At 56.4% G+C, this 13,647-nt stretch carries 14 protein-coding genes; 12 read left to right on the top strand and 2 right to left on the bottom strand.

Annotated elements, in window-relative coordinates:
* Positions 1-2: 2 nt before the first annotated feature.
* From secY to rplQ, 7 genes are all read left to right on the top strand, one after another.
* Positions 3-1,331: a preprotein translocase subunit SecY gene (gene secY, locus EYC82_RS08915; protein ID WP_279249187.1), complete on the top strand. Its 1,329-nt coding sequence runs from the start codon at positions 3-5 to the stop codon at positions 1,329-1,331.
* Positions 1,332-1,367: 36 nt separating this feature from the next.
* Positions 1,368-1,484 carry a 50S ribosomal protein L36 gene (gene rpmJ / locus EYC82_RS08910; protein ID WP_279249186.1) on the top strand — a complete coding sequence of 39 codons (117 nt, stop codon included), beginning with the start codon at positions 1,368-1,370 and terminating at the stop codon, positions 1,482-1,484.
* A gap of 124 nt (positions 1,485-1,608) precedes the next feature.
* Positions 1,609-1,965 (top strand): 30S ribosomal protein S13, encoded by a 357-nt coding sequence (gene rpsM / locus EYC82_RS08905; protein ID WP_279249185.1) that lies wholly within the window; start codon positions 1,609-1,611, stop codon positions 1,963-1,965.
* A gap of 77 nt (positions 1,966-2,042) precedes the next feature.
* Entirely contained in the window at positions 2,043-2,435 is a 393-nt protein-coding gene (gene rpsK / locus EYC82_RS08900; protein WP_279249184.1) for a 30S ribosomal protein S11, read from the top strand.
* Positions 2,436-2,454: 19 nt separating this feature from the next.
* The gene (rpsD, locus tag EYC82_RS08895) at positions 2,455-3,075 is read left to right on the top strand and encodes a 30S ribosomal protein S4 (protein ID WP_279249183.1); all 621 of its coding nucleotides are present in this window, start codon (positions 2,455-2,457) and stop codon (positions 3,073-3,075) included.
* A gap of 36 nt (positions 3,076-3,111) precedes the next feature.
* On the top strand, positions 3,112-4,116 hold the full coding sequence (locus tag EYC82_RS08890) for a DNA-directed RNA polymerase subunit alpha (protein ID WP_279249182.1): 1,005 nt from the start codon (positions 3,112-3,114) through the stop codon (positions 4,114-4,116).
* 58 nt (positions 4,117-4,174) lie between these two features.
* A complete protein-coding gene (rplQ, locus tag EYC82_RS08885; RefSeq protein ID WP_279249181.1) occupies positions 4,175-4,567 on the top strand; it encodes a 50S ribosomal protein L17 in 393 nt (130 codons plus the stop codon).
* Positions 4,568-4,787: 220 nt separating this feature from the next.
* Here the strand turns inward: rplQ and uvrA are convergent, their stop codons facing one another.
* On the bottom strand, positions 4,788-7,640 hold the full coding sequence (gene uvrA, locus EYC82_RS08880) for an excinuclease ABC subunit UvrA (RefSeq protein WP_279249180.1): 2,853 nt from the start codon (positions 7,638-7,640) through the stop codon (positions 4,788-4,790).
* Positions 7,641-7,857: 217 nt separating this feature from the next.
* Here uvrA and EYC82_RS08875 point away from each other — a divergent pair, with 217 nt between their 5' ends.
* From EYC82_RS08875 to EYC82_RS08855, 5 genes are all read left to right on the top strand, one after another.
* Positions 7,858-9,072, top strand: a complete 1,215-nt coding sequence (locus EYC82_RS08875; protein WP_279249179.1) for an MFS transporter — start codon at positions 7,858-7,860, stop codon at positions 9,070-9,072.
* A 137-nt stretch (positions 9,073-9,209) separates the two neighbouring features.
* Positions 9,210-9,695 (top strand): single-stranded DNA-binding protein, encoded by a 486-nt coding sequence (gene ssb / locus EYC82_RS08870; RefSeq protein WP_279249178.1) that lies wholly within the window; start codon positions 9,210-9,212, stop codon positions 9,693-9,695.
* Between the two features lie 53 nt (positions 9,696-9,748).
* Positions 9,749-10,609 (top strand): sugar nucleotide-binding protein, encoded by an 861-nt coding sequence (locus EYC82_RS08865; protein ID WP_279249177.1) that lies wholly within the window; start codon positions 9,749-9,751, stop codon positions 10,607-10,609.
* 11 nt (positions 10,610-10,620) lie between these two features.
* Positions 10,621-11,151, top strand: coding sequence for a molybdenum cofactor biosynthesis protein B (gene moaB / locus EYC82_RS08860; RefSeq protein WP_279249176.1), 531 nt, complete (start codon positions 10,621-10,623; stop codon positions 11,149-11,151).
* A complete protein-coding gene (locus EYC82_RS08855; RefSeq protein WP_279249175.1) occupies positions 11,148-12,350 on the top strand; it encodes a molybdopterin molybdotransferase MoeA in 1,203 nt (400 codons plus the stop codon). The genes moaB and EYC82_RS08855 overlap by 4 nt, the downstream gene beginning before the upstream one ends.
* Positions 12,351-12,420: 70 nt before the next feature.
* On the opposite strand, the gene fabB is transcribed toward EYC82_RS08855, so the two are convergent.
* Positions 12,421-13,644 (bottom strand): beta-ketoacyl-ACP synthase I, encoded by a 1,224-nt coding sequence (gene fabB, locus EYC82_RS08850; RefSeq protein ID WP_279249174.1) that lies wholly within the window; start codon positions 13,642-13,644, stop codon positions 12,421-12,423.
* Positions 13,645-13,647: the final 3 nt, after the last annotated feature.

Genomic DNA, 13,647 nt, shown 5'->3' with positions numbered 1-13,647 from the left:
AAATGGCAAATGGTCAGCTACCATCGGTAAACAAAGCAGGACTGGGTGAACTATTCGCCCGGCTTCGCTTTGTATTGCTGGCGATTATTATTTACCGCATTGGGACGCATATCCCTCTTCCCGGCATAGATCCCCGGCAACTGGCGGCGCTTTTTAGCCAGAACCAAGGCACGATACTCGGTTTGGCGAACATGTTTTCCGGGGGTGCTCTGGAGCGCATGAGTATCCTTGCTTTGGGCATCATGCCTTACATTTCTGCATCCATTATCATGCAGTTGATGTCAGCGGTGACGCCCCAGCTGGAACAGTTGAAGAAAGAGGGCGAAGCGGGTCGTCGTAAAATCAGCCAGTACACCCGGTATTTAACGGTGGTGCTTGCCCTGATACAGGCGACCGGTATGACAGTGGGTATGGCTAAGCAGGGTATGGCTTACGACCCGTCCATTACGTTTTATGTCATCGCAATCACTTCATTGGTGACCGGCGCTGTCTTTATGATGTGGCTGGGTGAGCAGATTACGGAGAAGGGCGTCGGCAATGGAATATCCATGTTGATATTCGCCGGCATTGTGGCTGGCTTGCCTGCGGCTATTGGTCAGTCATTAGAGCAAGCCCGGCAGGGTGAGCTGAATGTTCTTATCCTGCTTCTGATTTTAACGTTGGCGATTGCCGTCATTTATATGATCGTATTCATCGAGCGTGGCCAGCGGCGTATTACTGTGAATTACGCCAAGCGACAGCAGGGACGCAAAATGTACCAGGCGCAGAGTTCGCACCTGCCTCTGAAGGTGAACATGGCGGGGGTTATTCCGGCTATTTTTGCCAGCAGTATTTTGCTGTTTCCGGCCTCTATCGCGCAGTGGTTTGGCTCTGGTGATTCCGCTGATTGGCTGCAGGACTTGGCGGTTGCGATTGGCCCCGGTCAACCGCTGAACATATTGCTGTTTACCGTGTTCATTGTGTTTTTCTGTTTCTTCTACACGGCGTTGATGTTTAACCCGTCAGAAGTGGCAGACAACCTCAAGCGCTCAGGTGCATTTGTCCCCGGTATACGGCCAGGTGAAAAGACAGCGGAGTACATCGATGGTGTTCTCACGCGCCTCACGGTGTTTGGTTCAGCGTATATAGCTATGGTGTGTTTGATGCCTCAGTTTCTGGTGGTGATGTGGAATGTACCGTTCTATCTGGGCGGAACCTCGCTGCTGATTGTGGTGGTCGTGGTTATGGATTTCATGGCCCAGGTGCAAAGTCATCTGATGTCTCACCAGTATGACTCGGTGATGAAAAAGGCCAATTTGAAAGGTTACGGTGGGACCGGGCGAGTTCGCTGATAGCGAGATCGGAACGGGCCAAAGGGAGTATTTGAAATGAAAGTACGCGCGTCAGTGAAGAAAATCTGCAGAAACTGCAAGATTGTGCGCCGTAAGGGAGTGGTTCGAGTCATTTGTAACTCGGATCCTCGACACAAGCAGCGCCAGGGTTAGCCCTGAGTTGATTTTTGTAAGCGATATCGCTAGTATTCTGCGCCTTTTGCGCCCGCTGTGCGGGATCTCGTCCCTTTGGGAAGGTGTCAGAGCACAGCGACGACAGATGATTGGAGAGAGTTGAATGGCTCGATTAGCCGGCGTCAACATACCAGATAACAAGCACACTGTTATCTCCCTGACCTATATCTACGGTGTTGGCCGTAGCCAGGCGAAGCGCTTGTGCGCCGACACTGGCGTTGCCGAAAACGTCAAGATAGGTGAGTTGACCGAGCAGGAAATGGATGCACTTCGCACCAAGGTTAGCGAAATGATGGTAGAGGGTGACCTCCGCCGTGAAGTGCAGATGAACATCAAGCGGTTGATGGATCTGGGTTGTAATCGTGGTTTGCGCCATCGTCGGGGTTTACCCCTGCGTGGTCAGCGTACCAAGACTAATGCCCGCACCCGAAAAGGGCCGCGTAAGCCGATTCGCAAATAGACAGCGAATCCTTTTTTAGTGTAGCTGCACCCTGTAATAGATTAGTGCAGTGTTGATATTAAAGCAGGATACAAAATATGGCTAAGCCAGGTGCCAAAGGCACTCGTAAAAAAATTACCAAGACCGTCGTAGATGGTATTGCACACATTCACGCGTCGTTTAATAACACGATTATTACGATTACTGATCGTCAGGGTAACACGTTGTCGTGGGCGACCTCTGGTGGTTCCGGTTTCCGTGGTTCGCGTAAAAGTACGCCCTTCGCTGCACAGGTTGCTGCCGAGCGGGCAGGTGAAGCAGCCAAGGAATACGGTCTGCAAAATCTGGATGTGCAAGTGAAGGGCCCTGGGCCTGGTCGAGAATCAGCGGTTCGCGCCCTGAATTCCTGTGGATACAAGATTAGCAACATTACCGACGTCACACCCATTCCACATAATGGCTGTCGTCCGCCCAAGAAACGACGCGTATAACGCATACAGGAGAGGTGATATGGCTCGATATATTGGACCGAAGTGCAAGCTCTCTCGTCGCGAGGGAACGGATCTGTTCCTGAAGAGCGGAGTGCGTTCGCTTGAAAGCAAGTGCAAGTTAGAGGCGATTCCTGGCCAGCATGGCGCTCGCCGCGGTCGTTTGTCAGATTACGGTGTGCAGTTGCGGGAGAAGCAGAAGGTGCGCCGTATTTATGGCGTACTGGAAAAGCAGTTCAGGAATTATTACAAAGAAGCGGCCCGACTGAAGGGCGCAACAGGCGAAAACCTGCTGCAGTTGCTGGAAGGCAGGCTCGATAACGTCGTTTATCGAATTGGTTTCGGGTCTACCCGCGCGGAATCGCGCCAGTTGGTATCCCATAAATCCATTTTGGTAAACGGTCAGGTAGTGAATATACCGTCGTATCAAGTGAAAGCAGGGGACGTTGTGTCCTTGCGCGAGAAAGCCAAGAAGCAGCTCAGGGTCCAGTCAGCTATGGCGCTGGCCTCCAACCGCGGTGAGTCGGAGTGGATTGACCTGGATAGCGAGAAAATGGAGGCGGTGTTTAAGGCCGCGCCTGATCGCCAGGAGTTGTCTTCTGAGATCAATGAAAGCCTCATCGTAGAGCTTTACTCGAAGTAATCCACTGACGGACCAATCGATAAGACAGGTGCCCCAATGCAGAGTGCAGTGAACGAATTTTTGACCCCTCGTGTAATTAATGTAGACGAGAAGAACGCAACGCGTTCACAAGTGACGCTTGAGCCTTTGGAGCGTGGTTTTGGCCACACTCTGGGAAATGCCTTGCGTCGAATTCTTCTTTCCTCAATGCCCGGCAGTGCAATTACCGAGGTTGAGATTGATGGCGTGTTGCACGAGTACAGCGCTATTGAAGGCGTACAGGAAGACGTTATCGAAATTCTGCTCAATTTAAAGGGCGTCGCCCTGGTGATGAGCGGTAAAGAAGAGGCCGAGTTGACGCTGAGCAAGAAGGGCCCAGGCCCGGTCACAGCCGGAGATATTCAGGTCGACCACGACATCGAGATACGCAACCCGGAACACGTGATATGCCATTTGAACGAGGGTTCTGAGATTAACATGCGCCTTACGGTCGCTCTCGGTCGTGGTTATTCTCCCGCAGATTCCCGCGTCAACCCGGATGAGGAGACGCGCGCTATTGGCCGTCTGCAGCTGGACGCGACTTTTTCACCGGTGGGCCGGGTGTCCTACGTTGTAGAAGCCGCGCGAGTGGAGCAGCGTACCGACCTCGACAAGTTGGTTCTGGATCTGGAGACCAACGGCACTATCGACCCTGAAGAAGCTATTCGTCGCGCCGCGACCATCTTGCAGCAGCAGTTAGCTGTATTCGTTGACCTCGAGAGCGAGTCCGAGTCCGAATCTGTCGAGGAAGAAGACGAAGTCGATCCGATCCTGTTGCGTCCGGTCGATGATCTGGAATTGACAGTAAGATCAGCGAACTGTCTGAAAGCGGAAAATATTTACTACATCGGAGACCTGGTGCAGCGCACAGAGGTGGAGCTTCTTAAGACACCGAACCTGGGCAAAAAGTCGCTCACCGAGATCAAGGATGTACTGGCGTCCCGTGGACTCTCACTGGGTATGCGCCTGGACAACTGGCCACCGGCCAGCCTTAAGAATGACGATCGGGTTCTGAGCGTTTAGCAGGCCGGTCAACAGATAGCAGTGCTCGTCAGCGGGCACCTCAAGATAGGAAAGAGAAATGCGTCATCGTCATAGTGGACGTCAACTAAATCGCAACAGCTCGCATCGCAAAGCCATGTTTCGCAATATGGCCGTGTCGCTTGTCGAGCATGAGCTGATCAAGACCACCCTGCCCAAGGCTAAGGAGTTACGTCGCTTTGCCGAGCCGCTGATTACGCTGGCAAAAAGTGATAGCGTCGCAAACCGACGTTTGGCTTTTGATCGAACCCGCGATAAAGCCGCGGTAGGCAAGCTTTTTGACGAGCTGGGTCCCCGCTACCAGGAGCGCCCAGGTGGCTACATACGCATTCTCAAGTGCGGTTTTCGCTCGGGGGATAAAGCGCCCATGGCCTACGTGGAGCTTGTCGATCGCCCTGATGTCGAGGTCTATGACGAGGACGACGAGGATTAGGGTCGCGCTCAGTCGCGATAGCGATGAGGCACACAGAGCCGGGTCTACAGCCCCGGCTTTTTTGTGCCCTGTATTTTTTGCGGTTACGTTGCTTTCCCCTGTGAGCAGAATCATCAACACCCGCAATGAAATGCAGTCAAATGACCGTCAGGTATAGGCGTTCGCGAATAACAGTCCGGTTCCATCCCTCTTGAACGCAGCCATTACTCGCGCACCGGTTCTAGGCTGCGCGTTTGTTGCGCTTGCGCTTTGGTTTCAATATGGGGCTGAGAAACTGACCTGTATGGGATCCCTTCATGGTGGCTACGTCTTCCGGCGTGCCCGCGGCGATAATCTGGCCTCCGCCGCTCCCTCCCTCGGGGCCCATATCCACAATCCAGTCTGCGGTTTTGATCACGTCCAGGTTGTGTTCGATAATAATAACGGTGTTGCCGTGGTCGCGCAGCCGATGCAGGACTTCCAGCAGCTGTTTGATATCTTCAAAATGTAGCCCGGTCGTGGGCTCGTCGAGAATGTACAATGTCTTGCCTGTGTCACGTTTTGATAACTCCCGTGAGAGTTTTACTCTTTGGGCTTCGCCGCCGGAGAGGGTGGTTGCAGCCTGACCCAGTCGCACGTAGGACAGGCCCACATCCATAAGCGTCTGCAGCTTGCGCGCAATTGCGGTGACGGGTTCAAAGAAAATCAGAGCATCCTCCACGGTCATTTCCAGTACCTCATGGATATTCTTGCCCTTGTACCGCACCTCCAGTGTTTCCCGGTTGTAGCGCTTGCCCTTGCAGATGTCGCAGGGCACATAGATGTCAGGCAGGAAATGCATCTCTACCTTGGTCACGCCGTCACCCTGACAGGCCTCGCAGCGTCCGCCCTTGACGTTGAAGCTAAACCTGCCCGGTTTGTATCCGCGGGATCGAGCCTCCTGTGTGCCCGCAAAAAGCTCCCTGACCGGGGTGAAAATGCCCGTATAGGTGGCGGGATTCGAGCGCGGTGTGCGCCCGATAGGGCTCTGGTCTATATCGATACACTTATCGACGTGGTCCATGCCAGTGACGGACTGGTAGGGAGCCGGGGTGAGCACAGAGGCACCATTGAGTTCTGTGGCAGCAATCGGGTACAGGGTGCTGTTGATTAATGATGATTTTCCCGACCCAGACACACCGGTAACACAGGTGAGCAGACCGATTGGAATATCCAGGGTAACGTCTTGAAGATTGTTACCACTGGCGCCGTCCAGCGTCAGCATGCGTTTTGCGTCGGGCGCAGTGCGCTGCTGGGGTATGGCGATTTCCCGGCGCCCGGCAAGGTAGGCACCCGTGAGAGATTCCTTACAGCTTTTCACCTCTTTCAGGCTGCCCGAGACAACGACCTCGCCGCCGTGGATGCCGGCCCCGGGGCCGATATCGATAATATGGTCGGCACTGCGGATGGCCTCCTCATCGTGCTCTACCACCAGTACCGTATTGCCCATGTCGCGCAGGTGGGTCAGCGTGGACAGGAGGCGCTCGTTATCCCGTTGGTGCAGGCCGATAGAGGGTTCGTCGAGGATGTACATGACGCCGACCAGTCCCGCGCCGATCTGGGAGGCAAGTCGGATGCGCTGGGCCTCACCGCCAGAAAGGGTATCGGCGCTGCGATCAAGGGTCAGGTAGTTGAGCCCGACATTGACCAGAAAACGGTATCGGGCGCGCAGTTCTTTGAGAATCTTGTCGGCGATTTCACCGCGGCGCCCATCCAGCTTCATCGCGTCGAAGTAGTCCTGTGCTTCTCCCACCGGCAGAGCGGTGATGCTGGGCAGGTTGAGTCCTTCCAGGAATACATGACGCGCATCCTCCCGGAGTCGGGTGCCCTTGCAGTCGGGACAGGGCTGGGTGGCGAGAAATTTGGCGAGATCCTCACGAACGGACTGAGAATCCGTATCGCGGTAGCGCCGTTCCATATTCGGCAGGATGCCCTCGAAGGAATGGTTGCGCTTGAACACATCACCCCGGTCGTTGACATAGGAGAAAGCGATTTCCTGATTGCCGCTGCCGTGCAAAATAACCTGGCGGTGTTTCTTCGGAAGCTTGTCATAGGGTGTATCGATATCGAACCCGTAATGTTCTGCGAGAGAGGTCAGCATATGGAAGTAATAGACGTTACGCCGGTCCCAGCCGCGTATCGCGCCTTCCGCCAGGCTGGCCTCCGGATGCAGCACGACACGGTCCTCATCGAAGTATTGCTTGACGCCGAGGCCATCGCAGCCGCCGCAGGCCCCTGCCGGATTGTTGAACGAGAACAAGCGGGGCTCCATTTCATCGATGCTGTGGCCACACTTGGGGCACGCGAAGCGCGCGGAGAAGCTGATTTCGTCCTCGTCCGCCTCCATAAAACTGATGGCGGCCAGGCCGTCGGTAAGGCTCAGTGCTGTTTCGAAGGATTCCGCCAACCGAATGCCGAGATCGGGACGCACCTTGAAGCGGTCGACCACCACCTCGATACGATGCTTCTTTTTTTTGTCCAGCAAGGGCACGTCATCCAGTTCAGTCACGATGCCGTCGATGCGTGCGCGGATAAACCCTGACGCGCGTAACTCCTCGAAAACGTGCAGGTGCTCTCCTTTCCTCTCGCGCACCACGGGCGCGAGTAACATCAGCTTGGTTTCTTCAGGCAGTGCGAGTACGGCATCCACCATCTGGCTGACGGTTTGTGCCTGCAGGTTGAGGTTGTGCCGGGGACAGCGGGGTTCCCCGATTCGCGCGTAAAGCAGGCGCAGGTAGTCGTAGATCTCAGTGATCGTGCCCACGGTAGAGCGAGGGTTGTGGGAGGTCGACTTTTGCTCGATGGAGATAGCGGGAGAGAGGCCCTCGATGTGGTCCATATCCGGCTTTTCCATCAGGGACAGGAACTGTCGGGCATAGGTAGACAGGGATTCCACGTAGCGACGCTGGCCCTCGGCATACAGCGTGTCGAACGCCAGTGAGGATTTGCCCGAGCCGGACAGGCCCGTGATGACAACCAGCTTGTCCCGCGGGATATCGAGGTCAATGTTCTTCAGGTTATGCGTTCTTGCGCCCCTGACCATAATGGTGTCCATAAGAACCTCTTGCACGTCGAAAACGGAAACCAGGCAGTATAATCTCTTATAAGCCAGTCACAAAGGCGGTTTTTGATTTCGTGGTCAGGGCGGCAGCAGGAAGGTCGGCATTAGCCTGCGTTCGCTTGCGGGAAGGCGTCATAGAGATGGGCTATCGCGGATCAAACTGTTAGGATATGGCGCTGCCTTTGAACCCGCCGGTGTGAATTAAAATCAAGTGATAACCGAACATCCCATGTCCCCGGATGAGCGTCGCTCGGTCGGTGCGCTTGCAGTGCTTTACTGTTTTCGCATGCTGGGTCTGTTCATGGTGCTCCCCCTGCTGGCGCTCTACGCGGCGGACCTGCCGGGGGCTACGCCAACCCTGATCGGGCTCGCTATTGGCGTGTACGGCCTCATGCAGGCCCTGCTGCAGGTGCCCCTGGGATGGTTGTCCGACAGGGTGGGGCGCAAGCCGGTGATCGTCGGCGGTCTGTTGCTGTTTGCTCTGGGCAGTGCGGTGGCCGCTATGGCAGACAGCATAGAGGGCATAGTACTTGGTCGCCTGCTGCAGGGTGCCGGGGCGATTGCCAGTACCGTGATGGCGATGGTGGCAGACTTGACCCGGGAGGAGCAGCGCACCAAGGCGATGGCGCTGGTGGGCGCCAGCATTGGCTTCTCTTTTATACTGGCTTTGGTGTTGGGGCCCCTGGTCGCGTCTGTGAGTGATCTTGCGGGAGTATTCTGGTTTACCGCGTTGCTTGCCGTCAGCGGCATCGCTCTGGTCATTTGGGTAGTGCCGACACCGCAACGTGCGGATCGGTCGACGCGCAGTAACGGCGCACAATGGGGTTTGCTCGCACATAGCTTGCGAGACGGTTTGCTGATGCGCCTGAATATCGGCGTATTTGTGCTTCATTTTGTGCTAACCGCGATGTTTCTGGTAGTCCCGGGCCTGCTGGAGGGTTCCTTTACGGTTGACCGGGCGAGTCACTGGCTGGTGTACCTGCCTGTCCTGCTGCTCTCGCTGCTGGGCATCGTACCTCTGATGATCCTGGCGGAGCGCAAGGGGCAACTGCGCTGGGCTTTTCTTGTCGCCATTGCACTGGTTTTTGTGGCATCGCTCATTGTAGGAATCGTGCCGAGCAGTCCCGTTTTCTATGGTGGCATGTGTCTCTTCTTCGTGGGGTTCAATTATCTGGAGGCCACGCTGCCCTCTCAGGTCAGTAAAGCGGTAGATGCCGATGGCAAGGGCGCGGCTATGGGCGTCTATTCAACATGCCAGTTCATGGGCGCTTTCGCCGGTGGTGCTGGCGGCGGTTGGTTGCTGCAGCATGCGGGAGCGCATGCGCTGATGGGCGCCTGCCTGGGGCTAGTGCTTATTTGGTGGCTGGCCGTGTTTCGCACCGGTCCTGACGTTCACAGTGGCGGCACACCGGCAGCGGCGCAGTAGCGCGGCACTCGGCACACCGCGAGGCGGCCCGAATTGATGGACTTTGCATCGTCAGGTTGTCGCAATTACGCGGTGGGGTTGATATAGTCCTCACGTTTACAGACGTATCGTGTTATTCAATTTAGTGAGGAAAACGTATGGCTACACGGGGTGTTAACAAGGTAATCCTCGTAGGCAATCTGGGCAATGATCCGGAAGTCAGGTACTCCCAAGCTGGTGCGGCGATTACCAATATTTCCGTGGCGACCTCGGAGTCCTGGAAAGACAAGCAGACCGGTCAGCCACAGGAGCGCACGGAGTGGCATCGTGTGGTGTTTTTCAATCGCCTCGCGGAAATTGCCGGTGAGTACCTGCGCAAGGGCTCGAAGGTGTATCTGGAAGGGAGCCTGCGCACCCGCAAGTGGCAGGATAAAGAGGGCCAGGATAAATACACCACGGAGGTCGTCGCTGCAGAAATGCAAATGCTTGATTCCCGTGGCGACACCAAGATGGGTGACGGTGGTTACAACCAGGATTTCCAGCAGAAACAGGGCCAGTCAGCACCGCCGCGAGCACCTGCGGCGGCCCCCCCTCCTGCTCCGGCGGGGAACGTGGAAAATTTTGATGATGATATTCCGTTCTAGACTGTCCGGGCGCCCATGAGCGCTCATCCGGTTTAGCCCGCTGGGTTATTTCGATGCGTGTACTTTTACTGGGTTTCGATACCCCCCTTGGCGCTGCAATCGTCGAACGGCAGACGACACTGGGGCGCCACGAATTTATCACCATGAGTCGGTCTGCCTGTCGCTGGAAAAGTGAGCGACAGGCGAAGAAAAGCGTTGTGCGGGCCAAGAGCGACATTGTTGTTGATGTGCGCATAGAGGCCGCGGGCGACAGCGGCACACAAATCCAGCAGCAGGACTTAAAGCGCTGTCACTGGGTTGCCAAGGCTTGCCAGCGCAGCGGCACTGCCTACCTGTTTGTTTCCAGCTCCAGAGTTTTTTCCGGCCAGTTAGGCCGGTCCTACGATGAAGCGGATTGTCCCGACAACGAGGAAACCGTTGGGCAGTTGCTTGCCCAGGCAGAGCAGATCGTTGAAAGCGGCTGTCAACGTCATTTGCTATTACGCTTCGGCCCGGTTTTTTCTGACGGGGGCGCGAATCTTATCAGTCAGATCCTGGGTCCTTTGCAGGAGGGCGACAGCCTGGTTCTGGACAACAATCTGCGCGGGTGCCCGGTAGCGGCCGCGGACGGCGCGCGGGTGATTCTGGCAATCCTTGATCAACTGGGCACCGGCCTGGAAGCGTGGGGGATATACCACTATGGAAGTGCCGATAACGCCACGTACTATGAGTTCGCCGAGGCGCTTCTCGCTGCAGCTTCCCAGTTTTCCGAGTTCAGTTCATCAGCGGTGCAACTGGAGAGCGAGTCCGGTGATCTGCCGTCGCTGGACAGGACACTGGACTGCGCGCGGATTCGCAATACATTCGCGATCCGACAGGTGCCCTGGCGCAGTGCGGTCGGTGATCTTGTAAAGCACTACTACGAAAAAAATTAGAGGAACGGCACATGCCAAAGGCAACTAACGGAACCACACAATCGCTTGCGATCGCGGTGTTGACCGTATCAGACACCCGGATACCCGAAACGGATAGTTCCGGCGAGTATCTGGTGCAGGCGCTTGAGGCTGAGGGTCATCGTGCAGTGGAGCGTGACATTGTGCCCGATGATATCTATCAGATCCGCGCGATACTGTCCGCATGGATCGCGGTGCCGGGAATCAACGCTGTGCTCGTAACGGGAGGCACCGGCTTTTCCGGGCGTGACTCCACGCCAGAAGCGGTGCAGCCACTGTTTGATAAAGACATTGATGGTTTCGGAGAAGTATTCCGTGCCCTGTCTTATGATGAGATTGGCTCCTCAACGGTGCAATCTCGTGCTCTTGCGGGGTTTGCTAATGACACGGTCATCTTTTGCATGCCCGGCTCGACCGGCGCCTGCAAGACGGCCTGGCAGGGTGTCATCCGGGAGCAACTGGACAGCCGTCATCGCCCCTGTAATTTCGTGGGTGTTCTCAGTGTGCGTCAGAGCAATGCATGAGTGACCTGCTGCCGGTCGATACGGTTCTGGCGCATGTGCTGGCTGCGGCTGTTACGCTGCCCGACCCTCAGCGCGTTCCTTTACTGGAGGCTCTGGGATTTGTTCTGGCTCAACCGGTTGTTTCCTCGATTGACGTGCCGCCCGCCGATAACAGTGCGATGGATGGCTATGCTCTTCGTGCCGAGGATGCCTCGGCTCCGCTGACCGTGTCGCAGCGCATACCTGCAGGCCATCCCGCACTGCCATTAGCGGGCGCAACGGCGGCGCGGATTTTTACCGGAGCGATGATTCCCCCGGGCGCCGACACCGTCGTTATGCAAGAGGATTGCTCCGAGGTGAACGGCAAGGTGAGTTTTTCCTCTGCTGTTCATCGGCATCAAAATATTCGACTCCGGGGGCAGGATGTGCGCTCGGGCGAGACTATACTGCAGCCGGGTCGCGTGCTGCGCCCTCAGGATTTAGGTCTGTTAGCCTCTGTGGGCTGCAGTGACGTTGACGTCTATCGACCGCTGCGTGTGGCGATGCTGTCCACGGGGGATGAGCTGGTTGAGCCGGGCGAGCATTCCCTTCGCGAGGGCGCGATTTACAATTCCAATCGCTATACCCTGGCGGGTCTGTTGCGTGGTTTGCACATGGAGCCGGTAGACTACGGAATCATTCCCGATAGTCCCGAAGCGACTGCGGAGGCTTTGACAGAGGCCGCACAGAACGCAGATTGTGTGATTACAACCGGTGGCGTGTCCGTGGGTGAGGAAGATCATGTCAAAAATCAGGTAGAGCGATTGGGATGTCTCGACCTTTGGAAGCTTGCGATCAAGCCCGGTAAGCCGCTCGCTTTCGGTCGAATCGCGGATACTCCGTTCATTGGCTTACCGGGTAATCCCTCTTCGGTGTTCGTTACCTTCTGCTTGATCGCCCGGCCTTTTCTCATGAAGCGACAGGGAGTGGATGAACCGGCTGTGCCGAGTTTGCAAGCGCGAGCGTCCTTCACTGTCAGCAAAGCGGGGCGCAGGCAGGAGTATCTGCGAGTGACTGTTGAGGCGACCTCGGATGGATTGCGCGCCACTCGGTACGCTAACCAGAGTTCCGGCGTATTGCGTTCGGTTTCTGCCAGTAATGCGCTGGCCATTATCCCTGCGGGCCGAACAGTGGCAGAGGGTGAGCGGGTGGATGTGCTCTTGCTGGATCTACTGGTGTAGTGCCTGTTACGACACTGGTCGCTATGAATCTGCGCATATCGTCGCCATTAAAGCGCGAAATGGCAGCTGACTAGGCGGAATATTTCTGGAACACCAGCGATGCGTTGGTGCCGCCGAAGCCGAAGCTGTTAGACATTACGCGTTGCAGATCGACACCGTCGTGACGCTGCAACGCGATGGGCATGCCCTCGGCTTCCGGATCCAGTTCCTCGATATTGGCAGACGCGGCGATGAATCCGCGTTGTTGCATAAGCAGAGAGTAGATGGCTTCCTGTACACCGGCAGCGCCCAGAGAGTGGCCCGACAGTGACTTGGTGGAGCCCACCACGGGAATGTCCGCACCTGCATAGGCTGTCTTGACGGCTTTCAATTCCTGAATGTCGCCGGCCGGGGTGCTGGTGCCATGGGCGTTTATGTAGTCCACTGCGCCCTCGACGGTGGCGAGCGCCTGCTGCATGCAGCGCGTGGCGCCTTCTCCAGATGGCGATACCATGTCGTGCCCATCGGAGGTGGCGCCATAGCCCACCAGTTCGGCATAGATTTTTGCTCCCCGTGCCTTGGCGTGTTCGAGTTCTTCTACAACAAGCATGCCGCCGCCACCGGCGATAACGAAACCATCGCGGTTGGCGTCATAAGCCCGGGAGGCCTTTTCCGGTGTATCGTTGTATTGGGTAGACAGCGCGCCCATGGCGTCGAACAGACAACTCAAGGTCCAGTGCAGCTCTTCGCCGCCGCCTGCGAAAACGAGGTCTTGCTTGCCGAGTTGAATTTGCTCCATTGCGTTTCCAATGCAGTGCGCGCTGGTAGAGCAGGCCGAGGAAATAGAGTAGTTCACGCCCTTGATTTTGAAGGGGGTAGCGAGACAGGCCGAGACTGTGCTGCCCATGGTTTGTGTCACTCGGTATGGGCCGACCCTGCGCAGGCCTCTTTCCCGCAAAATATCTGCCGCCTCGACTTGGCTCGCAGAGGAAGCACCGCCGGAGCCAGCAATGATGCCGGTGCGAGGATTGGAGACGTGTGTCGGCTCCAGTCGCGCATCGGCGATGGCCTGTTGCATCGATATATAAGCAAAGGCAGCGGCGTTGCCCATAAATCGCAATTGCTTGCGGTCAATGTGTTCGCTGAGGTCGATAGAGGGCGCGCCGGAGATATGCGAGCGCATGCCTGCCTCTACTTGTTCCTCGCTAGCACTGATGCCGGAGCGACCATCGTAGAGTGCCTGTGCTACGGCATCCGCATCGTTGCCAAGGCAGGAGACAATACCTAGTCCGGTAATAACGACTCGTTTACTCATGCG

Origin of the sequence: Candidatus Marimicrobium litorale (genome assembly GCF_026262645.1) — a bacterium.
Lineage (GTDB): Bacteria > Pseudomonadota > Gammaproteobacteria > Pseudomonadales > Halieaceae > Marimicrobium > Marimicrobium litorale.
The sequence above is the reverse complement of the archived record's forward strand: the minus strand, read 5'-3'. Positions and strand labels throughout refer to the sequence as shown.

Bases quoted from the DNA above. Each gene is read 5' to 3' on its own strand.
- rpsM (WP_279249185.1), top strand. From the start codon at position 1,609: ATGGCTCGATTAGCCGGCGTCAACATACCAGATAACAAGCACACTGTT.
- moaB (WP_279249176.1), top strand. From the start codon at position 10,621: ATGCCAAAGGCAACTAACGGAACCACACAATCGCTTGCGATCGCGGTG.
- EYC82_RS08855 (WP_279249175.1), top strand. From the start codon at position 11,148: ATGAGTGACCTGCTGCCGGTCGATACGGTTCTGGCGCATGTGCTGGCT.
- secY (WP_279249187.1), top strand. From the start codon at position 3: ATGGCAAATGGTCAGCTACCATCGGTAAACAAAGCAGGACTGGGTGAA.
- fabB (WP_279249174.1), bottom strand. From the start codon at position 13,644: ATGAGTAAACGAGTCGTTATTACCGGACTAGGTATTGTCTCCTGCCTT.
- uvrA (WP_279249180.1), bottom strand. From the start codon at position 7,640: ATGGACACCATTATGGTCAGGGGCGCAAGAACGCATAACCTGAAGAAC.
- ssb (WP_279249178.1), top strand. From the start codon at position 9,210: ATGGCTACACGGGGTGTTAACAAGGTAATCCTCGTAGGCAATCTGGGC.
- EYC82_RS08890 (WP_279249182.1), top strand. From the start codon at position 3,112: ATGCAGAGTGCAGTGAACGAATTTTTGACCCCTCGTGTAATTAATGTA.
- EYC82_RS08865 (WP_279249177.1), top strand. From the start codon at position 9,749: ATGCGTGTACTTTTACTGGGTTTCGATACCCCCCTTGGCGCTGCAATC.
- rpsK (WP_279249184.1), top strand. From the start codon at position 2,043: ATGGCTAAGCCAGGTGCCAAAGGCACTCGTAAAAAAATTACCAAGACC.
- rpsD (WP_279249183.1), top strand. From the start codon at position 2,455: ATGGCTCGATATATTGGACCGAAGTGCAAGCTCTCTCGTCGCGAGGGA.
- rpmJ (WP_279249186.1), top strand. From the start codon at position 1,368: ATGAAAGTACGCGCGTCAGTGAAGAAAATCTGCAGAAACTGCAAGATT.
- rplQ (WP_279249181.1), top strand. From the start codon at position 4,175: ATGCGTCATCGTCATAGTGGACGTCAACTAAATCGCAACAGCTCGCAT.